A 21,673-nucleotide genomic window follows, 5' to 3' on the forward strand; every position below is an offset into this window, starting at 1 on the left:
ACATTCTCAGGAATAAAAACTGGGCTTGGGCAACTGCTCGTTCAGTACCCAGTCGCCCAGCTCGCGCACCTTGTAGTCCACCGGGTCGTGCAGGGTGTGCACGCGCAGATTGCGCCAGTAGCGGTCCAGCCGCAGGGCGGCGGTGGTAGCGCGTGCGCCGGTGACTTCGAACATCTTGTGCACCACGTCCAGGCTGGCGCGGGTGGTGGCGACTTTGGCTGCGGCAACCGCGATGGCGACGCTGCCGCGATCACTTTCGGTCAGGGCCGTGCCACGCTGCCAGGCCTGATCAAAGGCCAGGGCGGCGTGCTGCAGCAGCACGCGCGCGCCTTCCAGGCCCAGCCAGAATTCGCCATAGTGCGCCAGGATGTAGGGGTCCTGGTTGGCAGACGTGGCGCTGGATGCCATCCAGGGCCGGCCCTGCTGCAGGGTGAACTGGCGTGCTTCTGCCAGTGCGCCTTCGCCCAGGCCCTGGTAGATATGGGCCAGTATCAGTTGTGCCAGCAGCGGGCGCAGACAGGCATAGGGGGTGGAGAGCGGGCCGGGGTCGGTCAGCAGCTCGGTCTGGCGCACCTCGACCTGGTCGAACACTACGCTGCCGCTGTCGGTCTGGCGCTGGCCCATGTTGTCCCAGTCGTTCAGCACGGTGATACCCGTGCGCCCTGTGGGCACCACGGCTATCAACAGGCGACCTGCAGGGTCGAGCGCCGAGGCCAGCAGCATGTCCGAATCGCTGGCACCGGAGCAAAAGCTTTTGCGCCCGTGGAATACGTAGCCCCCGTCTTGCGGCTCGGCGCGGGTGGATTTGTCCAGCGGGTTCAGAGCATTGCCCCAGAACCAGTGTTGCGCCAGCGTTTGCTCTATCCAGGGCTGCCACTGTGCCGGTTTGCCAAACAACTGGGTGGTGGCCAGCAGCAGGTGGTGGAAGGCGAACAGGTGGGCGACGGAGCTGTCCACACGCGCGAACTGGCGCACCACCTCCAGCGTTTCTTGCCAGGTGGCCCCTAGGCCACCCAGTGCGTTGGGAATACTCAGGCCCAGCAGGCCGCTGGCGCGCAGCAGGTCACGTTCGACCTTGGCGGTGCCGCCGCGTTGGTCGCGCTCCACGGCGGTGGCGGCCAGAGCCTGTGTGGCGGCTTCTACCTGGGTTTGCCAGGGCGCGTGCGCGTTGCCTGTTTCGGACCGGAAATGCTTCATGCAGTCGTCTCCTCTGGCTTGGGTGCGCGTGATGCCGGCGGCACGATGTCGTTGGCAATCACTTCGCCAAACGGGCCGGTGAGGTTGGCGGTGCCGGCCGGGCGCACGTGGGCCAATGGTAGCAAGGGGAACAGCAGCTCTGCTACGCGGTACGACTCCTCCAGATGCGGGTAGCCCGAGAAGATGAAGGTCTCGATCCCCAGTGCCGCGTATTCCTTGATGCGCTCCGCCACCTCTTCGGCGCTGCCCACCAGCGCCGTACCTGCACCGCCGCGCACCAGGCCCACTCCGGCCCACAGATTCGGTGAGACTACAAGCTTGTCGCGGTGCCCGCCGTGTAGCGCAGCCATGCGCTGTTGGCCCACCGAGTCGAAACGTGCGAAGGCCTTTTGCGCTGCGGCAATGGTTTCATCAGTGACGTGGGATATCAGCTCGTCCGCCGCGCGCCAGGCGGCCTCACTGGTTTCGCGCACGATCACATGCAGGCGTATGCCGAAGCGCAGGGTACGGCCGTGCTGGGCGGCGGCGGCACGCGCCTTGGCTATTTTGTCGGCCACATCGGCCGGGGGCTCGCCCCAGGTCAGGTACACGTCCACCTGTTCTCCGGCGAGGGCAATCGCTGCGTCGGATGAGCCACCGAACCACAGCGGTGGGTAGGGCTTCTGCACCGGCGGGTACAGGGTCTTGGCGTTCTCCACACGCAGGTGTTTGCCACTGAAGTTGACGGTTTCGCCGGCCGCCACGCCGCGCCAGATGCGCAGGAATTCGTCCGTCACTTCATAGCGTTCGGCATGCGTCAAAAAACTGCCGTCGCCGTGCTGCTCGTCCGGGTCGCCGCCGGTAACGACATTGATCAGCAGGCGGCCGTTGGAGAAGCGGTCCAGTGTGGCGGCCTGGCGTGCCGACACGGTGGGCGAGATGATGCCGGGGCGTATCGCCACCAGGAATTTCAGGCGCTCGGTGAAAGGCGCCAGCGATGCCGCCACTACCCACGAGTCTTCACAAGAGCGGCCGGTGGGTATCAAGACACCTTCAAAACCTAGCTCGTCGGCGGCCTGCGCCACCTGGCGCAGATAGTGGTGGCTAACGGTGCGCGCGCCATGCGCCGTGCCCAGGTAGCGGCTGTCACCGTGCGTGGGAAGAAACCAGAAGATCTGCATGCAATGCCTTTGGAGTGGATTTCATCAATTAGTTAAATCAGCAGATAGCGTGCCAGTGCCCAGTACCTGTGCAGCTTGCTGGATTCACCTGCTTTGTGCTGCTGTGGCAGCAGTGCATCACCAGTTGTGCTGGGTTTTTGCGGGTGGTGCAGCGCCAGTCTGCTGGCTCAGAAGCAGGCCGTGTATGCATATGCGAAACCCTTCCAAGCGCGAGCCCTTGCAGCCCACAGAATATGTTGGCAGAGCAGCAATGCTGCTGCCGCTGCTGGTGTTCAGACACTTTGCAGTCTCTTGTTTTGACCGCAGCAACCGAGGTTTCCGATCGTGGCTCTTGCTTCAACGGTGCAGATGGCACCAGACAGTTGTGAAACGGATGGCGTGCCCGATCTGTCTGCTGGGCCGCACACCGTGCAAAGCCTGGTGGAGGCTTTTTCCGCAACCGCGGCCGAGCGCGATGCACGCGGCGGAACACCCAAGGCCGAGCGTGATGCCCTGCGTGCCAGCGGCCTGTTGGCACTGAGCATTCCGCAGGAGTTTGGCGGCATGGGCGCCAGCTGGCGGCAGACCTTGGACACGGTACGGCAATTGGCCCAGGCCGATAGTTCCCTGGCCCATGTGTTTGGCTTCCACCATCTGATGCTGGCCACCGTGCGCTTGTTTTCCCGGCCGCAACAGTGGCAGCCCTGGTTTGAGCAGACCGCGCGCCGCCATTGGTTTTGGGGCAACGCGCTGAACCCGTTGGACGATCGCACCATCAGCAGCGTGCAAGGCAGTTGGCGTGAGTTCACCGGGCAGAAGAGCTTTTGCTCGGGTGCGCTGGACTCCGAGATGCTGGTCGCTTCGGCGCGCGAGGAGGGCAGCGGTGCGCTGTTGGTGGCGGCCTTGCCCACTGGCCGCAGCGGCATCTCGGTGGCGCCAGACTGGAACAACATCGGCCAGCGCCAGACGGACAGCGGCAGCGTCACGTTCGAGAAGGTGCGGGTGGAGCAGCATGAGATGTTGTTGGACCCCGGGCCTCTGTCCACCCCTTTTGCCTGCCTGCGCCCACTGGTGTCCCAGCTCATTCTGGCGAACGTCTATCTGGGCATCTCCGAGGCGGCCTTCTGCGATGCACGCCGTTACACCTTACAGGAGTCGCGGCCCTGGCATGCGGCCAAGGTCGCCCATGTGGACGAAGATCCTTATGTGCTGGGCCACTATGGTGATTTCTGGGTGGGTTTGGAGGCGGTGCGCGTGCTGGCCGACCGCGCGGCAGACCGGCTGGACGAAGCCTGGCAGCGCGGTGATGCATTGACCACATCCGAGCGCGGCCACGTGGCGCTGGCGGTGGCGACGGCCAAGGTGGCTGCCACACATACCGGGTTGGACATTTGTACCCGCATGTTCGATGTGGCCGGCGCCCGCGCCACCCACGGCGGCCTGCGGCTGGACCGCCACTGGCGCAACCTGCGCACCCACACCCTGCACGATCCCGTGGCCTACAAGCTGCGCGAGATCGGTGAATGGGCCCTCAAACAGCAATTTCCTGTGCCGAGCTTTTACTCATGAACTCCTACTCCCGCCATGTGTACAGTGTGTCTGCCACCGAAGAGTCGGACGCCGATTGGGATGCGCCACGCCTGCTGACGCTGCCCGACCCGCGCAAGCACACCACCTCCATCCGCGCCACGGCCCAGGTGTTTGAAGACCCGCTCTCGGTAGCCTTGCTGGAGCGCATCCGCATGGTGGCGCCCAGCGATGCGAACGTGCTCATCATCGGTGAGACCGGCACGGGCAAGGAGCTGATTGCCCGCCATGTGCACGACCTGAGCAGCCGGCGTGGCCGCCCGTTTGTGGCCGTCAACTGCGGGGCGTTTTCGGAAACGCTGGTGGAGAGCGAGCTGTTCGGCCATGAGAAGGGCGCGTTCACAGGTGCGTTTACCGCCAAGACGGGTTGGTTTGAAGCGGCCAATGGCGGCACCCTGTTCCTGGATGAAATTGGCGACCTGCCGTTGTCCATCCAGGTCAAGCTGCTGCGTGTCTTGCAGGAGCGCGAGGTGGTGCGCCTGGGCTCGCGCAAGAGCATACCCATAGACGTGCGGGTGGTGGCAGCTACCAATGTGCGCCTGCAGGATGCGGTGGCCGCCGGGCACTTCCGCGAAGACTTGTTCTACCGCCTGCACGTGGTGCAGCTGGCCCTGCCGACCTTGCGCGAGCGGCCGGGCGACATCCTGCCGCTGGCGCGGCACTTCATAGAGGAATACCGTAACCGCCTGGGTTACGGCCCGGTGCGCATGGACCCTAGCGCCGAACGCAAGCTGCGCGAACACAACTGGCCCGGCAATATCCGCGAGCTGGAAAACGTGATTCACCACGGCCTGCTGATCTGCCGCCACGATGTCTTGGGTGCCGACGATCTGCAAATGTCCACCCTGGGCCTGCAACGGCGCAACCACGAGGCCGAGCCGGCCGCTGAAGGGCCGCAGCAGGCGCTAGAGGCAGTGTTGCGTCAGCTGTTCAACGAGCCACACGAAAACCTGTTCGAGCAGATCGAAGACACGGTGATGCGCACGGCCTTCGACTTTTGCCACCGCAACCAGGTACAGGCCGCCAAGCTGCTGGGTATCAGCCGCAACATCTTGCGCTCGCGCTTGATCAAGAGCCGGGAGATCTCGGCGCTGAAATGAGCTGGCTTTGGCTCTATAGATGTTTTTCGTGTTTAGAACTGACTTTTTAGTAGTTCGCCTTTGGTGGCTATCGCCATAAAGTGGCTCCACAAAGATGCCTGCAGACGGTTTTTGCAGGCGCACGGTGATTGTTAGAACAGGAGTTGCTATGTCTTCCGCTACCGCTGATGTGATCAGCCTCCCCCCCGAATTGGCTGCTGCGCAAGCCTTGGCGCGCGCTGCCGGCCTGCCGTACGCCGGAGGCGTTTCTCCCCAGGTGGCATGGCAGCTGCTGGCTGGTGAGCAGGTGCAGCTGGTGGATGTGCGTACCTTCGAAGAACGCAAGTTTGTGGGCCATGTGCCGGGTAGCGTGCACGTGCCCTGGGCCACCGGCACCAGCCTGACGCGTAACCCGCGTTTTGTGCGCGAGCTGGAGGCCAAGCTGGTAGGTGGTAAGGAGGCCGTGGTTTTGCTGCTGTGCCGCAGCGGCAAGCGCTCGGCCTTGGCCGCGGAAGCCGCCACCAAGGCCGGCTTTACGACGGTATTCAATGTGCTGGAAGGTTTTGAGGGCGAGATCGACGCGCAGCAGCACCGCGGCGGCAGTGACGGCTGGCGCTTTCACCAACTACCCTGGGTGCAAGACTGATGGCTGGCCCTGTGTTTGATACCAGCAGCGTGGTGCAGGCCCTGCATGGCGTGCGCAGCGAATGGCGGGCGGCACAAAAGCGCTCCAGCGAGCCCGGTGGCCGCGAGTTCCCGTCGCGCGACGCGCTGGCAGGTATTGTGGAATCGCTCAAAGGTGTGCTGTTTCCCATGCGCCTCGGCCCGGTGGATCTGCGCCAGGAGAGCGAAGACTTCTACGTAGGCTATACCTTGGATGCGGCCCTGCATGCATTGCTGACGCAGGTGCGCCTGGAGCTGCGTCTGGTGGAGGGCGTGCCCGCAGGCACCCAGCCGACCCAGGTGGTGCAGCAGTTCGCACTGGCCCTGCCTGCGATACGCCGACTGCTCGACAGCGATGTGCTGGCCGCCTTCCATGGTGACCCGGCCGCACGCAGCGTGGACGAGGTGCTGCTTTGCTACCCCGGTGTGTTGGCCATGGTGCACCACCGTCTGGCGCACCAGCTGTACCGTCAGGGCTTGCCTTTGCTGGCGCGCATCGTGGCCGAGCTGGCGCACAGCACCACGGGCATCGACATACACCCCGGTGCCAGCATAGGCGCCGGCTTTTTCATCGACCACGGCACGGGCGTGGTGATTGGCGAAACCGCCGTCATAGGCGAGCGCGTGCGGCTCTACCAGAACGTCACGCTGGGCGCCAAGCGCTTCCATACCGATGCCCAGGGCCACCTGGAAAAAGGCCAGCCGCGCCACCCCATCGTGGAAGACGACGTGGTGATCTATGCCGGTGCCACCGTGCTGGGCCGTGTAACCCTGGGCCAGGGCGCCACCATCGGCGGCAATGTGTGGGTCACGCAGGACGTACCGCCCGGCGCCCATGTAACCCAGGCCAATTCGCGGCAGGAGCCGCGTGCGGTGCCCCAGGCCGCTCGGTTCGCTGCATGAGTGCCATCGTCGAAAGCCTGGGCCTGGCCGTGCGGCAGTTGCGCGAGGGCCGTGGCTGGTCGCAGGAGCAACTGGCAGAGCATGCGGACCTGAACCGATCCTATGTGGGTGAGATCGAGCGGGGCCGCGCGATTGCCTCCATCGTCACCACCGAAAAACTGGCCAGTGCGCTGGGCGTTTCATTGCCCGTGTTGATGGCCGATTGCGATCGCCTGACCGAGCGGCGCGCACTGCAGGGTTTGCGTTTGACGGCTATAGCATGTTGATGGATGCCTATGGGCATCTGACACTGCGGGCCGTTGCTTCTTACCTGTTTCCTTTTCCTTTTACTAACGGAGTTTCTCGATGAGCACCAGTGTGACCCTCAGTACCCTCGGCGACAGCGCCGCGCGCCAGCTAGCCAACGCGACCAAAACCGCGCCCCAGCTGGAAACCATCTCGCCGCGCTGGCTGACGCACCTGCTGCAGTGGACGCCGGTGGAAGCCGGCATCTACCGCCTGAACAAGGTGAAGAACCCCGAGTCCATCAAGGTCACTTGCACCGCCCGCCAGTCGGAGAACCAACTGCCGCGCACCTTTGTGGACTACGAAGATCAGCCGCGCGAATACTTCCTGAATGCCGTCAGCACCATCCTCGACGTGCACACCCGCATCTCCGACCTGTACAGCAGCCCGCATGACCAGATCAAGGAGCAGCTGCGCCTGACCATCGAAACTATCAAGGAAAACCAGGAAAGCGAACTGATCAACAACCCCGACTACGGCTTGCTGGCCCAGGTGACGGACGAGCAGCGCATCTTCCCGCTGACCGGCGCCCCCACGCCCGACGACCTGGACGAGCTGCTGACCAAGGTCTGGAAAGAGCCAGCCTTCTTCCTGGCCCACCCTCTGGCCATCGCCGCCTTTGGCCGCGAAGCCACCCGCCGCGGCACGCCGCCGCCTACCGTCAGCCTGTTCGGTTCGCAATTCATCACCTGGCGCGGCATTCCGCTGATCCCTAGCAACAAGGTGCCGGTGGCCGATGGCAAGAGCAAGATCTTGCTACTGCGCGTGGGCGACAAGCGCCAGGGCGTGGTCGGCCTGTTCCAGCCCGGCCTGCCAGGCGAACAGGCTCCCGGCTTGTCGGTGCGTTTCATGGGCATCAATGACCAGGCGATTGCCTCGTACCTGATCTCGCTGTACTGCTCGCTGGCGGTGCTGACCACCGACGCGCTGGCCGTGCTGGACGATGTGGAAATCGGCAAGTACCACGACTATCCGGACACCTACAAGTAAAGCGGTACTGTCCCTATGACTACCGTTGTCCCCCAACCTACGTTGCCAGCGGGCCTGCCCGACCCGGCTACGCTGGCCCGCATGGCGACTGCGCTGTTCTCGGCCCTGCCGGGCGAGTCGCCCGCCTTGGCCAGTGTGCCAGGCGTGCAAGCGCCAGGCAATATCGCGCCGCCGGGTTCGCCGCTGGCCAGCCCGGCCGGCTTCGGCCCCAGCGTACCGGGCACGCCGATTCCCATCGGCCAGGTGCCGGGCAGCAACCTGATCCCGGCATCGCCCACCTCGGTGCTGAGCCTGGCCAACCGGGCTCCGGCCTTGCAACCGCATGCACAGGCCGGTAACGGCCTGCCGGACCGGGTGGCCAGCGAGCTACCCGCCTATGAGCCGCGCATCGGCGGTGCCGCCTTGGGCGTACCTGAAAGCGCGTCGCCGTACTACTTTCTGAGTCCCGACATTGGCCATCCAGCGCCGTCGGCGCCAGACAGTGGCTCCAGCCTGGACGCCCTGAGCCGCTTGCCGTTTGCACCGCCCAGCGATGCAGCGCGGCCCACTGCTTTGCCGACGCCACCGGTGCCGCAGACCACGCCAGCGTTCTATTTTGTCGATGCGGTGACCTTGCCGAATGGCTACGTCACCCCCGCCAAAGCCGGCCGCAATGACGTACCTGCGTATGCCGGTTCGGCCCATCCGGCCTTCGACGTCCATGCCGTGCGCCGCGACTTCCCTATCCTGCAGGAGCGGGTCAACGGCAAGCAGCTGGTGTGGTTCGACAACGCCGCGACCACGCACAAGCCGCAGTCGGTGATCGACCGCATTGCCTACTTCTACGAGCACGAGAACTCCAACATCCACCGCGCCGCCCATGAACTGGCTGCCCGCGCTACCGACGCCTACGAAGGCGCGCGGGAGCGGGTGAAGAAGTTCATCAACGCGCCGGATGTGAACGAGGTGATCTTCGTGCGCGGCACCACCGAGGCCATCAACCTGGTGGCCAAGAGCTGGGGCGGCCAGCATGTGGGCGAAGGCGACGAGATCATCGTCTCCAACCTGGAACACCACGCCAACATCGTGCCCTGGCAGCAGCTGGCTGCCGCCAAGGGCGCCAAGCTGCGCGTAATCCCGGTGGACGACAAAGGCCAGGTGCTGCTGGACGAATACCGCAAGCTGCTGAATGACCGGACCAAGATCGTCGCCGTGACCCAGGTATCGAACGCACTCGGTACCGTGGTGCCGGTGAAGGAAATCGTCGAACTCGCGCACCGCGCCGGCGCCAAGGCGCTGGTGGATGGCGCGCAGTCGATCTCGCACATGCGGGTCGACGTGCAGGACATCGGCGCCGACTTCTTCGTGTTCTCCGGCCACAAGGTGTTCGGCCCGACCGGCATCGGCGTGGTCTGGGGCAAGCTCGAGGTGCTGGAAGATATGCCACCCTGGCAGGGTGGCGGCAACATGATTGCCGACGTGACCTTCGAGAAGACCGTGTTCCAGCCGATCCCGAACAAGTTCGAGGCCGGCACTGGCAACATCGCCGACGCGGTAGGCCTGGGCGCGGCCATCGACTATGTGAACAAGGTAGGCATTGAGAACATCGCCCGCTACGAGCACGAGTTGCTGGTCTACGGCATGCAGCAGCTGGGCGCGATTCCCGGCGTGCGTCTCATCGGTACCGCAGCCGACAAAGCCAGTGTGATGTCCTTCACCCTGGCCGGCTACAGTACCGAAGAGGTCGGCAAAGCGCTGAACGAGGAGGGCATTGCCGTGCGCACCGGCCACCACTGTGCGCAGCCGATCCTGCGCCGCATGGGCGTGGAGACCACGGTGCGGCCGTCGCTGGCCTTCTACAACACCTTTGCCGAGATCGACCTGTTGGTCACGGTGGTGAAACGCCTGGTATCGGCCCGCCGCAACGGTTGATGCTATTGAATTAAGAGCTGCCAGCGCAGGTACTACCTGCGCTGGCAGCTCTTTTTTTATGAGGAGTAGTTCAGCACCGCGAAGAAGTGGAAGCCGGTGCCAGCAACCACAAAGCCGTGCCACACGGCGTGGGCGTAGCGCACCTTGTGGTCCAGCGCAAAGAACACCACGCCCAGGGTGTAGGCCAGGCCGCCGGCCACCAGCAGCGCAATGCCCATGGTGGGCACGTTTTGCACCAGCGGCACGGCGGCAATCAGCACCAGCCAGCCCATGGCCAGGTACAGACCGGTGGAGAGCCAGGGGTGCGTCAAGCGGTTGAAGGATTTCAGCGCCACGCCCATGACCGCCATCGACCACACCAGGCCGAACAGCGTCCAGCCCCAGGGGCCGGACAAGGCGCCCAGTGCAAACGGCGTGTAGCTGCCGGCGATGAAGAGATAGATGGCGCCGTGGTCCAGCTTCATGAACACACGCTTGGCCCGGCCCTGCGGCAGGGCGTGGTACAGCGTGGACGCGGCATACAGCAGCACCATGGTCACGGCGAAGACGATGGCGCCCACCAGGTTGGCGGCCGACAGCTGGCTGGCCGCCGCTATCAAAAAGGGCGCTGCTACCAAGGCTGCCAGCAGGCCCACGCCGTGGCTTACGCTATTGGCGATCTCCTCGCCCAGGGTTTGGATTCGATCTTGCATTGCAGCATTTTTACACCGACCCTGTTACTGCACTGTGAAGCACCGGGTGACTAATGCTTGAACTGCACCGTGAGTGAATGGTTCGCCCGGTTGCATAGCAACCAAGTCGAGAACTGGAAGTGCACGGACCTCAGCTTGCCGACCTGTTTCAACGGAGTCAGTGTATCGAGGGAAACCGCCCGAGTTCGGTAATCAATTCTCTCTGCAGGCCATGAGCGGATCGGCGGGGAGCGCCATTGCCGTGAATCAGCGCTTTGTGCTCTTGACTGCCGCGCAGTACGCTCGCTCGGCCCATTGCTGCAGTTGCTCATGATCTTCAACCACGTCAGCAGGCACTTCCCAGTAGGACTTCAGCGCATGCTGTTCGCCCTCGCTCACGTAGCCTAGGGCATGGGAACCCGCAGCCTCGTAGTTCTTGCGCGAATCGTCATCAACCTTGAAGTAGAGGCCTCCATGCCAAGCCATGGCAAAGACATGATCTTGTCGATAGAGTGCAACGGCACCGAAAAGAGGCCGTGTCGTAATCTTTGCCCAGGACGAGAGCTGATCTACGTAATGGTCTGCAAGTGCTTGGGTTTTCTGGGATTGCTGGCTCTTGCTCACACACTGTCCTTCTTTGGCCTATTACGTACCGGCAGCGTTTGCACCACCAACTGGTAGGAAGTCTTGACTAGTTCCGTAATCAACCGCGGGGTGATACCCCGGCCTGCGCCTATGGAGATCCAGTGCCCCTTGTCCGGGTAGCGTCCAAAAGTCACCGTTTGGAAGTGATCGCGCAGCGCACTTGCATGGTCTGGATCGGCTTTTAGTGTGATGATCCTCTCGTCGGGATCATCGGTGACGATCATGAAAAGTTTGCCGCCGACCTTGTACACGTCCAGCTTTTCCACGAATGGGCGGCCGTTGCTCACACCGGGCAGTGATGCCGCTACTTCTTTAGCCAGCGGCTGAAGTTGGCGCTTCGAAAGGCTTCTTGTGCCTGACCTCTGGTCGCCGGAATCGCCCACGTTCATACGAACACCTTTCTCTATGAGCCTGTAGGACTAGCGTGTTTTCGTCAGAGGAGCACCTTTACGATTATCCATGCCGCTTCGGTCTACAACAGCTTTTCGAAGTCCGATGCAAACAAGTGCGTCGCCCCTCTATGCTGCCGCCAAAAGTGCGTCTTTTTCCTGCAAATGCCTGCGGAACCGGGTGGCATAGTCTTCCGCCACGGCCGCCTCAACGCTTGGGCGCCGAGCCAAAGCACAACGCCAATTTGCTACCCGGTTCAACCCATCAAACACAGGGTGGGTGGACTCGAAGTCAAGAATGTCGAAGTAGCGAAAGACCGGGGCAATTGCAGCATCGACCATGCTGAAGCCTTCTCCAGCGAAATAAGGACCGTCCGACATATCGACCTCAAACCGCTCCAGCTTCTGCCTGAAAGCGGCAGCTTTGACACCGGCTGTCTCGGTGTCGGAGGCGTTCAGAAATCCCCATGCATCGGTCAAGGTGGCAGAAGCGAATTCAATCCACGCACGATGTTGAGCACGCAGTAGCGCATCCGCAGGGTGCAATGCTGGGGCGGGTTGCACATCTTCCACATATTCGCAGATCGCCACGCTCTCGAAGAGAACGGACTCGCGCTCGTCTGTGTGTAGAACTTTGAGCAATGGAACCTTGCCCGTTGGCGATATGGCAAGAAACCAGTCTGGTTTGGCGTGAAGGTCAACATTCACCCGATCGAAGGCGATCCTCTTTTCGTGCAACACGATGGCGACCCGCTGAACGAAGGGGCATAGGGGATGGCTGATAAGTGTCAGCTGTATTTGTGACATTGGAAGATGCCCTAAAAAATAAAGCCAGCTCCACGGAGATGGAGCAGGCGTCTCGCACAGATCTTAATTTTGAGACTTCAAGAGGTCCCCCTCGTTGTCGATCTGCTTGCGATCTTGGAATAGAGGATGGATGCTGCTGCGAGTGCCCATCCAGTTAGCCGTTAAGAGTGCGACCACCGTCAACGATGATTTCGGAGCCGACCGTCCATCGGGACTCGTCGGAAGCCAGGTACAGCACCGCCTTGGCCACTTCCTCCGGCGTGCCGAAGCGACCAAACGGAATGCTTGCGGCGATGTCCTTGTTGAGCTGATCGCGATAGGCCTCAGGAATGCCCATCTTGTCGTACAGCGGCGTTTCAACCGGGCCAGGACTGACGGCGTTGACGCGAATGCCACGCGCAAGCAATTCACCCGAAAGCGTCTTCGACATGTTCAGAAACGCGGCCTTGGTCGCGGCATAAACCGACGAATTCGCCGCGCCGACGTGCGCGCTGACCGACGTATTGAGCACCACCGATGCGGGGTTCGCGAAAACAGGCAACAGTGCCTGGATCAGGAAGTAAGGCCCCTTGACGTTGATGTCGAACGAGCGATCGAACATTTCTTCCGTCCACGCTTCGATCGGCAACCAGACGGAGACGCCGGCGTTGAGAAAGGCGATGTCGAGCTGGCCATAGTGCGCCTGGACGGCTTGCGCCAACGTCTTCTGCGCGGCCACACTGGCAGAGTCAGCGCGCAGTACCAGGACCTCGCTACCCAGCTCCGCCTGGGCCTTTGCGATGGAATCCGGATTGACGCCGGTGACGATGACGCGGGCGCCTTCGGCGAGGAACTGCTTGGCCGTTTCCAGGCCAATGCCGCTGGTGCCGCCGGTGATGAGAGTACGTTTGCCTTGCAAGCGGGACATGAAAGTTCTCCTGTAGATGATTCGGGGTCAACCAACCTTGGCTAACCTGCCGTGGGGAGAACTATGCACTCATGCCTAAAATTTAATAAGATCGTATATTTGAATATGTTTCATGCTTCAATTGCATGAATAAAGGATTTCACGTGGACCGCTTTTTGTTGATGACATGCTTCGCCCGTGCCGTTGAGACGGGCAGCTTCTCCGCTGCGGGCCGCGACTTGGGGCTAGGCCAGCCAAACGTCAGCCGCTATGTGGCGGCACTGGAAGACCATTTGCAAACGCGGCTGCTGCACCGGTCGACGCGCAAGCTTGCCCTCACACCAGAGGGGGAACGCTACTACGCGGAAGCCCGGCGAATTCTTGACGCCGTGGACGAATCAGAGTCGTCGTTCAGGGAGAACGTCAACCCCTCCGGATTACTGCGGGTTGCCTGTCCGACCGCGCTGAGCTATGCATTTGTGTTGCCGCATGTGCCCGCCTTCCTGGAGCGCTATCCAGGATTGACGCTGGACCTCCAGACCAATGACCGCTACGTGAATCTGGTCGATGAGGGGGCTGAACTCGCGATTCGGATCGGGCACTTGGAAGACAGCGCACTGCGCGCGCGCCGCATAGGTTTGTTCAAACGCGTGTGCGTTGCCAGCAAAGGATATCTAGCCAAACGCGGAGTCCCCGCTGCTCCCGACGATCTACGCGGGCACGATTGCGTGGTCTACACCCTGCTGTCGTCTGGTGCCACCTGGCGTTTCAGGGATATCGAAGTTCCGGTCACAGGCAGGCTTCGGGTCAGCTCACCCGAGGCCGCACGCGAATCTGTCAACGCGGGGCTAGGGGTCGGCCTTGGCCCGGAATGGTTGTTCGAATACGGGCTGAAGAACGGGAATTTGCAATTGCTGCTGACAGAATATGACGCCCCGCCTGTGCCGATACAAATCATTTATGTGGCGAACAGACTTCTTCCGAAGCGGGCCATCGTCTTCATGGATTTCATCGCCGAAGCATTTTCGAGGGTTCCGGCACTCAACGTTCGCGAGTAAGCTCAATTGCAAAGAGATCGCGAACACGTTCTAAGAGCGGCTAACCAATACCCTATTGGCACTGACTCTGTAGCTGTTATCCATCGTGACCGCCTGCTTAAGGTCGTCATTGTACTCACGGTGTAGTGCCCGCTATGCGGTAGCTCTGAACAGGTTCTACATGTTTTTATTGCGGAACAGGCCCAGCACAGCTGCCGCAGCCCAGGCCATCAGCCCGCCCAGCACCATGGCACTGGGCACGCCAAAACCATCCACCATTAGCCCACCCAGCAGCGCGCCGCTGGCCAGGGCGATCTGGAGCACGCTGACCAGCACGGCCTGGCCGGCGTCGGGCGCGTCGGGCACGGCCTGGATCATCCAGGCGGTCAGCGCCACCGGCAGCGCGCCAAAAGCCAGGCCCCAGGCGGCCACCACCATGTCGGCGCTGACGGCGCCGGGGCCGCTGACTGCCGCGGCCAGCAATGCCATTCCCAGCAGGACCGCCGGTGCGATCAAGGCCAGGCGCAGGTTCCACGCCACCAGCTTGCTGCCGATGAAGTTGCCGGCAATGCCCACCACGCCGTAGACCAGCAGCAAGACGACCACCACGGCGGGTTCCAGCCCGAAGACCTTCTCCAGCAGCGGCTTGAGGTAGGTGTAGGCGGCAAAGTGCCCCACGATCAGGAACGCTATGGCCAGCAGGCCGACCTGCGCCATGCGTAGCCGCAGGGGCTTGAGCAGGTCTGCCGCACGCAATGCACGCGCGGCGGGCAGGGCCGGCAGCAGCCACCACTGGGCCAGCGTCACCAGCGCGGCCAGCACCGCCGTCGTGGCAAAGGCGCTGCGCCAACCGGTCAGGCTGCCCAGCAGTGCACCGGTGGGCACGCCTGCCACCGTGCCCACCGAAATACCCGCCAGGATGATGGCCATGGCGCGCGCTTGCGAGGCGGTCGGTACCAGCTGCCTGCCTATGCCCGGCGCAAAGGTCCAGAAGCCGCCCACGCAGATGCCCAGCAGCACCCGTGCGGCCAGCATCACGCCAAAGCTGGGTGCCAGTGCCCCGACAAGGTTGACCAGGGTCAGCAGCACGGTCAGGGCGATCATCACCAGGCGCCGGTCCAGCCGGCCCGAGGCCACGATCAGCGCGGGGCCGGCCACGGCCGCCACCAAGCCGGGCACGGTGACCATCAGGCCAGCATGGCCTACCGACACCTGCAGGTCCGCCGCGATATCGGTCAGCAGGCCTACGGGCAGGAACTCGGTGGTCACCATCGCGAAAGTGCCCACGGCGATGGAGCCTACGGCCAACCAGTTGCGGGCCAGGCTGGGCGGGTTCCCGCCGGCCAGGCCGCGCGGGGCGGCAGAAGATGTGGATGGATGCATATTGCTATTTATTTAATAGCTGCTAGCGCAGGTATTGATTGCGCTGCAGCCATTTTTTGTTTGAATGCTGGGGACTTAAAGCGTTTTCGCCAGCACCGGTGGCACCACTTCCACGGCGGATTTGTTGGCTGCATCCCAGCCGCCGCCGAGTGCACGCACCAGCCCCACCGTGGCCTGGTACTGGGCAGAGCGCACACCCAAGGCCTGGCGGCGGTTGAGCAGCTCGCTGCGGCGTGCCTCCAGCAGGTCCAGCTGGCTGACCAGACCATTGCGGTAACGCGAATCGGACAGCACTGTGGCCCGGCTGGCCGACGCCACTGCACGGTCCTGCGCCTGGGCTTGCTGGTCCAGCAGGCGCAGGGCGGACAGCTGGTCTTCTACCTCCTGGAACGCTGTCAGCACCTGGCCACGGTACTGGGCGGTGGCACCGTCCAGTTGGGCATTGGCGGCCTGCACGCCGGCCTCGCGCCGACCGCCATCCAGCAAAGGCATGGACAGCAAGGCCCCTATGCCCCAGGCGCGGGCCGACCACTTGAACACGTCACCGAGCTCGGGCGATGCATAGCCGCCGGCGGCGGTCAGCGACACGCTGGGGAACCATGCCGTCTGCGCCACGCCTACGCGGGCCTGGGCGGCAAGCAGATTGCTCTGTGCGGCGGCTACGTCGGGCCTGCGTGCCAGCACGGTGCCGGGCACACCGGCGGGTATCACCGGCAGGGCGGTGCGCCAGTCGGACGTATCCAGGTGGAAGCTGGACGCCGCGTCGCCCACCAGCACGGCCAGCGCATGTTCCAGCGTGGCGCGCTGGCGGTCCAGCGCCAAGGCATCGGACTCGGTGGCGGCTACCTCGGTCTGCACGCGCACCACTTCCAGCTCGGCTACGTCACCGGCGCGGAAGCGGCTTTGTGTGAGCTGCAGTGTGTCCTGGTAGGCATCCACCGTGGCGCGCACCAGGGCACGCTCGGTATCCAGCGCCCGCAGCGACAAATAGGTCTGCGCCACATTGGCCTGCACCAGCAGACGCGTGCTCTGCAGCAGCGCGGCGCGGGCCTGGGCGTCCAGACTGGCGGCGTCGGTGGCGCGCGCCAGCTTGCCGAACAGGTCCACCTCATAGGACAGCTGCGCGTTGGCGCTGATCAGCGTGCTGGGTACGCTGCCATTGGTGGTATTGGCGCCGGCCTGGCGGGTGGCGCCCGCGCCCAGGCCTAGCTGTACCGATTTGTCGGCCTGGCTGCTTTGCAGCAGTGCCTGGGCTTGGGCGAGGCGGGCGGCGGCCTCGGCAATGCCGGTGTTGTGCAGGCTGGCGCGTTCGACCAGCGTGTCCAGCGTGGGGTCGGCAAAGGCCTTCCACCAGGTGCCGCGGTCGCGGGCTTCGGCCGGGCTCAGGGCCGTCCACTGCGCGCCTTCTTTGAAGGCCGCGGGCGCGGCGGCGATGGCAACCGGGTCCACTGCGGGGACGCTGGCGCAACCGGCCAGCACCAGGGCGGCTAGCAGCGGTGCCAATGCATGGTTAAAGAATGTCATGGTGTTTCTCCGTTCTTGTTCTTACAAGGGTGCCGCGGGCAGTGGGCGGGCCGAGCCACCACCGCCATGGGGCAGCGTGGGCAGGGACGCAGCTGTTTCGATGTGGCCGACTTCGCCGTGGTGTTTCAGGGCGCGGTTACCGGCCAGGCGGCGCATCAGCACATAGAACACCGGCGTCAGGAACAGGCCAAAGGCCGTCACGCCAATCATTCCAGCGAACACCGCCACGCCCATGGCCGAGCGCATTTCGGCACCCGCACCGGTGGACAGCACCAGGGGCAGCACGCCCATGATGAAGGCCAGCGAGGTCATCAGAATGGGGCGCAAGCGCAGCCGGCTGGCTTCGATCGCAGCCTGCACCGGCGTGCGGCCTTCAAACTCCAGCTCGCGGGCGAATTCGACGATCAGGATGGCGTTCTTGGCGCTTAAGCCCACCAGCACGATCAGCCCGATCTGGGTGAACACATTGTTGTCACCACCGTGTATCCACACGCCGGTCATCGCGGCCAGGATGCCCATGGGTACGATCAGGATGATGGCCAGCGGCAGCGTCAGGCTTTCATACTGCGCGGCCAGCACCAGGAACACCAGCAGGATGGCCAGCGGGAACACCAGCAGGGCGGAATTGCCGGCCAGGATTTCCTGGTAGGTCAGCTCGGTCCACTCGTAGCTCACGCCCTTGGGTAGGGTCTCGGCGGCGATGCGGTTGATGGCATCCTGCGCCTGGCCGGATGAAAAGCCGGGGGCCGGGCCACCGTTGATGTCAGCGGCCAGGTAGCCGTTGTAGCGCATGGCGCGTTCCGGGCCGAAGCTGGAGTTCACCTTCATCAGTGCCGAGAGAGGCACCATTTCACCGGTATTGGAGCGCACCTTCAGCAGGCCCACATCTTCAGCCCGTGCGCGGTAGGGCGCATCGGCCTGCACCCGCACGGTGTAGGTGCGGCCAAACTTGTTGAAGTCGTTGGCGTACAGGCTACCCAGGTAGATCTGCATAGTGTCGAAGATGTCGGTCACCGGCACACCCAGCTGGCGGGCCTTGGTGCGGTCGATGTCGGCATACAGCTGCGGCACGTTGACCTGCCAGCTGGTGAACATGCCGGCCAGTTCGGGCGTCTGGTAGGCTTTGGCCATGAAGGCTTTCACGGCCTTGTCCATCTCCTCATAACCCAGCGAGCCACGGTCTTCCAGTTGCAGCTTGAAGCCACCGGTGGTGCCCAGGCCGGCCACGGGGGGTGGCGGGAACATCACGATGAAGGCGTCCTGGATGCTGCCGAAGGCCTGGTTCAGCTGGCCGGCCACGGCGCCGCCACTCTGGTCGGCGCGCTTGCGTTCTGCGAAGGGCTTGAGCGTGGCGAACACGATGCCCGAGTTCGAGCTGTTGGTGAAGCCGTTGATCGACAGGCCGGGGAAGGCGATGGCGTCTTCCACGTTCGGGTTCTTCTTGACGATCTCGCCCATGCGTTTGATCACGTCTTCGGTGCGGTCCAGCGTGGCGCCGTCGGGCAGCTGGGCGAAGCCGATCAGGTATTGCTTGTCCTGCGCCGGCACAAAGCCGCTGGGCACGGCCTTGAATAGGCCGAAGGTGACGGCGATCAGCACCAGGTACATCACCATCATCAACGCCTTGCGGCCGATGACGCGCTTCACGCCGCCGCTATAGGCTTCCGAGCCACGGTGGAAGAAGCGGTTGAAGCCACGGAACAGCCAGCCCAGGGCCTTGTCCATGCCGCGCGTCAATGCATCCTTGGGCGCGTCGTGGCCGCGCAGCAGCAGGGCGGCGAGTGCTGGCGACAGGGTCAACGAGTTGATGGCCGAGATCACCGTGGAGATGGCAATCGTCACCGCGAACTGCTTGTAGAACTGGCCCGTCAAACCGCTGATGAAGGCCAGCGGCACGAACACCGCCACCAGCACCAAGGCGATGGCGATGATGGGGCCGGACACTTCCCGCATGGCCTTATAGGTGGCGTCGCGCGGGCTCAGGCCGGCCTCGATGTTGCGCTCCACGTTTTCCACCACCACAATCGCGTCGTCCACCACGATACCGATGGCCAGCACCAGGCCGAACAGGCTCAGGGCGTTGATCGAGAAGCCCAGGATGTGCAGCACGGCAAACGTGCCCACTACCGACACCGGCACGGCCAGCAGCGGAATGATGGAGGCGCGCCAGGTCTGCAGGAACAGAATCACCACCAGCACCACCAGAAACACGGCCTCCAGCAGGGTGTGCACCACCGATTCAATGGAGGCCCGCACGAACTGCGTGGGGTCGTAGGCAATGCGGAACTCCACGCCCTCGGGCATGTTTTTCTGCAGCTCGTCCATGGTCTTGCGCACATTGGTCGAGATGTCCAGTGCGTTCGAGCCTGGTGCCTGGAACACGCCCATGCCCACGGCCGGGTCGTTATTCAGCAGCGAGCGCAGCGAGTAGTCGGCCGCGCCCATTTCCAACCGGCCAATGTCGCGCAGCCGGGTGACGGCGCCATCGGCACCGGTCTTGACGATGATGTCGCCAAATTCTTCTTCACTCTGCAAGCGCCCTTGGGCGTTGATTGACAGCTGCATGTCCACACCCGCCAGGCCGGGCGATGCACCCACCACACCGGCAGCGGCTTGCACGTTCTGGCCACGGATAGCGGCCACCACGTCACTGGCCGACAGGCCGCGCTGCGCGACCTTTTGCGGGTCCAGCCAGACGCGCATGGAATAGTCGCCGCCGCCGAAGATCTGCACCTGGCCCACGCCCTGGATGCGCGCCAAGCGGTCTTTTACATTCAGCACTGCATAGTTGCGCAGGTAGTTCATGTCGTAGCGCTTGTTGGGCGAAGCCAGATGCACCACCATGGTCAGGTCCGGTGCGCTCTTGACCGTGGTGACGCCCAGGCGGCGCACTTCTTCGGGCAGGCGCGGCTCGGCTTGGGAGACACGGTTTTGTACCAGCTGTTGGGCCTTGTCGGGGTCGGTGCCTAGCTTGAAGGTGACGGTCAAGGTCATCACGCCGTCGGTCGTGGCCTGGCTGCCCATGTAGAGCATGCCTTCCACGCCGTTGATGCTTTCTTCCAGCGGCGTGGCCACAGTTTCGGCGATCACCTTGGGGTTGGCACCCGGGTACTGGGCGCGCACTACCACGGACGGAGGCGCGACTTCGGGGTATTCCGAGATCGGCAGGCTGCGCAACGCGATCAGGCCGGCGATCAGCATCAGCAGCGACAGCACGCCCGCGAAGATCGGTCGGTCGATGAAAAATTTAGACAAATTCATGGGGTTGTTCTCTGAAGATTCCGATCAGGACTGGGTTGCCGCCCCAGCTTTTGCTTGGGCTTCGGGCTTGCCATCCATGGGTACCAGTTGGGGCGCAATCAGCGCACCGGGCCGCACCCGTTGCAGGCCGTTGACGACCAGCTTTTCACCGGCGACCAGCCCCTTGCTGACCACACGCAAGCCGTTGACCGACGCCCCCAGCGTTACCTCGCGGTAGGCCACGGTGTTGTCGGCGCCAACCACCATCACAAATTTCTTGTCCTGGTCGGTGCCTACGGCGCGCTCGTTCACCAGCAGCGCGGTTTCGGCCTGGGTCTGGCCCATGCGGACGCGGGCGAACTGGCCGGGCATCAGGCTACCGTCCTTGTTGTCGAACACGGCGCGGGTGCGCACCGTGCCGCTCTTGGCGTCCACCTGGTTGTCCACCAGCTGCAGCTTGCCGGTGAAGGGCGTGTCGCTGGTGGCGGCGGTGCCCATTTGCACGGGAATGCTCTCAATGCCGCGCGTGCCGTCTGGCCCGTGCAGGTCTTTCAGCGCACGGGCAATCACGCGTTCGTCGGCGTCAAAGCTGGCGTAGATGGGGCTGATGGAGACCAGCGTGGTCAGCACCTGTGCGCCGGGGCCGGCGGCCACCAGGTTACCCACGGTCACTTCCAGCTTGCCGACGCGGCCCGACACCGGCGCGCGCACCTGGGTGTAGTCCAGGTTCAGGCGGGTGGTTTGCAGGCCGGCCTGGGCGGCGCGCAGATTGGCCTGGGCTTCACGCAGGCTGTTGCCGCGCTCGTCCAGCTCGCGCTGGGCGATTGCGTGCTCGTCCCATAGGCGCTTGGAGCGTTCGAATTCGCTGTTGGCCTGCGACACGCGGGCCTGGGCGGCGGCCAGCTGGGCGTCGCTGCGGTCTACCTCGGCGGCATACGGGGCGGGGTCGATGGTGAACAGCAGATCGCCCTGTTTCACCAGCGCGCCTTCGCGGAAATGCACGGACTGCACAGCGCCAGCCACACGGGAGCGGATGTCTACCCGCTGCACGGCTTCCAACCGGCCTGAGAACTCGCTCCAGGCGTTGACCTGGCTCTCGGTCACGGTAGCGACCGAGACCGGAATGGCCTGTGGCGCTGCCGGTGACAGGCCGGCTTCGGCCGGGGTGCTTTGCAGGCCGAAGACGATGGCGGCGGCCGCTGCCACAGCGGTCAGGGAGACGGCGGCAGTCCACAGTGTGCTGCGCAGGGGGAAGGCGGTTTTGGAGCTCATAGCAGTCTTTCAGAGAGGATGGAAAAAACGGTGGACCATGCGGCGGCCCGCCCGGACCCACAGGG

General features: G+C 63.7%; 19 protein-coding genes. 8 read left to right on the forward strand and 11 right to left on the reverse strand.

What is annotated here, in order from left to right; translation table 11 throughout:
* Positions 1-6 precede the first annotated feature (6 nt).
* Both AC07O2_RS22860 and ssuD read right to left on the reverse strand, forming a co-directional pair.
* Positions 7-1,197, reverse strand: a complete 1,191-nt coding sequence (locus tag AC07O2_RS22860) for an acyl-CoA dehydrogenase family protein (RefSeq protein ID WP_495234518.1) — start codon at positions 1,195-1,197, stop codon at positions 7-9.
* On the reverse strand, positions 1,194-2,357 hold the full coding sequence (gene ssuD, locus AC07O2_RS22865) for an FMNH2-dependent alkanesulfonate monooxygenase (RefSeq protein ID WP_495234519.1): 1,164 nt from the start codon (positions 2,355-2,357) through the stop codon (positions 1,194-1,196). The genes AC07O2_RS22860 and ssuD overlap by 4 nt, the downstream gene beginning before the upstream one ends.
* A 324-nt stretch (positions 2,358-2,681) precedes the next feature.
* Here ssuD and AC07O2_RS22870 point away from each other — a divergent pair, with 324 nt between their 5' ends.
* From AC07O2_RS22870 to AC07O2_RS22900, 7 genes are all read left to right on the forward strand, one after another.
* Positions 2,682-3,905, forward strand: coding sequence for an acyl-CoA dehydrogenase family protein (locus AC07O2_RS22870; protein WP_495234520.1), 1,224 nt, complete (start codon positions 2,682-2,684; stop codon positions 3,903-3,905).
* Complete coding sequence (locus AC07O2_RS22875; RefSeq protein WP_495234521.1) at positions 3,902-5,023, forward strand: sigma-54 interaction domain-containing protein; 1,122 nt, start codon at positions 3,902-3,904, stop codon at positions 5,021-5,023. The genes AC07O2_RS22870 and AC07O2_RS22875 overlap by 4 nt, the downstream gene beginning before the upstream one ends.
* Positions 5,024-5,171: 148 nt before the next feature.
* Positions 5,172-5,648, forward strand: a complete 477-nt coding sequence (locus tag AC07O2_RS22880; RefSeq protein WP_495234522.1) for a rhodanese-like domain-containing protein — start codon at positions 5,172-5,174, stop codon at positions 5,646-5,648.
* Positions 5,648-6,568, forward strand: coding sequence for a serine O-acetyltransferase EpsC (gene epsC, locus AC07O2_RS22885; RefSeq protein ID WP_495097728.1), 921 nt, complete (start codon positions 5,648-5,650; stop codon positions 6,566-6,568). The genes AC07O2_RS22880 and epsC overlap by 1 nt, the downstream gene beginning before the upstream one ends.
* Positions 6,565-6,834, forward strand: a complete 270-nt coding sequence (locus tag AC07O2_RS22890) for a helix-turn-helix domain-containing protein (protein WP_495097727.1) — start codon at positions 6,565-6,567, stop codon at positions 6,832-6,834. The genes epsC and AC07O2_RS22890 overlap by 4 nt, the downstream gene beginning before the upstream one ends.
* 79 nt (positions 6,835-6,913) lie before the next feature.
* On the forward strand, positions 6,914-7,843 hold the full coding sequence (locus AC07O2_RS22895; protein WP_495106361.1) for a family 2A encapsulin nanocompartment shell protein: 930 nt from the start codon (positions 6,914-6,916) through the stop codon (positions 7,841-7,843).
* Positions 7,844-7,858: 15 nt separating this feature from the next.
* Positions 7,859-9,754 carry a family 2A encapsulin nanocompartment cargo protein cysteine desulfurase gene (locus AC07O2_RS22900; protein WP_495234523.1) on the forward strand — a complete coding sequence of 632 codons (1,896 nt, stop codon included), beginning with the start codon at positions 7,859-7,861 and terminating at the stop codon, positions 9,752-9,754.
* A gap of 56 nt (positions 9,755-9,810) precedes the next feature.
* On the opposite strand, the gene trhA is transcribed toward AC07O2_RS22900, so the two are convergent.
* The 5 genes from trhA to AC07O2_RS22925 form a co-directional block, all read right to left on the reverse strand.
* Positions 9,811-10,446: a PAQR family membrane homeostasis protein TrhA gene (trhA, locus tag AC07O2_RS22905; protein ID WP_495234524.1), complete on the reverse strand. Its 636-nt coding sequence runs from the start codon at positions 10,444-10,446 to the stop codon at positions 9,811-9,813.
* 246 nt (positions 10,447-10,692) lie between these two features.
* The gene (locus AC07O2_RS22910) at positions 10,693-11,049 is read right to left on the reverse strand and encodes a TfoX/Sxy family protein (protein WP_495234525.1); all 357 of its coding nucleotides are present in this window, start codon (positions 11,047-11,049) and stop codon (positions 10,693-10,695) included.
* Positions 11,046-11,459: an MmcQ/YjbR family DNA-binding protein gene (locus AC07O2_RS22915; RefSeq protein ID WP_495234526.1), complete on the reverse strand. Its 414-nt coding sequence runs from the start codon at positions 11,457-11,459 to the stop codon at positions 11,046-11,048. The genes AC07O2_RS22910 and AC07O2_RS22915 overlap by 4 nt, the downstream gene beginning before the upstream one ends.
* 129 nt (positions 11,460-11,588) lie before the next feature.
* A complete protein-coding gene (locus tag AC07O2_RS22920; protein ID WP_495234527.1) occupies positions 11,589-12,266 on the reverse strand; it encodes a glutathione S-transferase family protein in 678 nt (225 codons plus the stop codon).
* Between the two features lie 154 nt (positions 12,267-12,420).
* A complete protein-coding gene (locus AC07O2_RS22925; protein ID WP_495234528.1) occupies positions 12,421-13,173 on the reverse strand; it encodes an SDR family oxidoreductase in 753 nt (250 codons plus the stop codon).
* A 125-nt stretch (positions 13,174-13,298) separates the two neighbouring features.
* On the opposite strand from AC07O2_RS22925, the gene AC07O2_RS22930 reads away from it, so the two are divergent.
* A complete protein-coding gene (locus tag AC07O2_RS22930; RefSeq protein WP_495234529.1) occupies positions 13,299-14,210 on the forward strand; it encodes a LysR family transcriptional regulator in 912 nt (303 codons plus the stop codon).
* 156 nt (positions 14,211-14,366) lie between these two features.
* Here the strand turns inward: AC07O2_RS22930 and AC07O2_RS22935 are convergent, their stop codons facing one another.
* The 4 genes from AC07O2_RS22935 to AC07O2_RS22950 form a co-directional block, all read right to left on the reverse strand.
* On the reverse strand, positions 14,367-15,572 hold the full coding sequence (locus AC07O2_RS22935; RefSeq protein ID WP_495234530.1) for an MFS transporter: 1,206 nt from the start codon (positions 15,570-15,572) through the stop codon (positions 14,367-14,369).
* Between the two features lie 75 nt (positions 15,573-15,647).
* Positions 15,648-17,096, reverse strand: coding sequence for an efflux transporter outer membrane subunit (locus tag AC07O2_RS22940; RefSeq protein WP_495234531.1), 1,449 nt, complete (start codon positions 17,094-17,096; stop codon positions 15,648-15,650).
* A 21-nt stretch (positions 17,097-17,117) separates the two neighbouring features.
* Positions 17,118-20,357, reverse strand: a complete 3,240-nt coding sequence (locus AC07O2_RS22945) for an efflux RND transporter permease subunit (protein WP_495106365.1) — start codon at positions 20,355-20,357, stop codon at positions 17,118-17,120.
* Between the two features lie 24 nt (positions 20,358-20,381).
* On the reverse strand, positions 20,382-21,608 hold the full coding sequence (locus AC07O2_RS22950) for an efflux RND transporter periplasmic adaptor subunit (protein ID WP_495099995.1): 1,227 nt from the start codon (positions 21,606-21,608) through the stop codon (positions 20,382-20,384).
* Positions 21,609-21,673: the final 65 nt, after the last annotated feature.

It is taken from the genome of Rhodoferax sp. GW821-FHT10B06 (assembly GCF_059415605.1).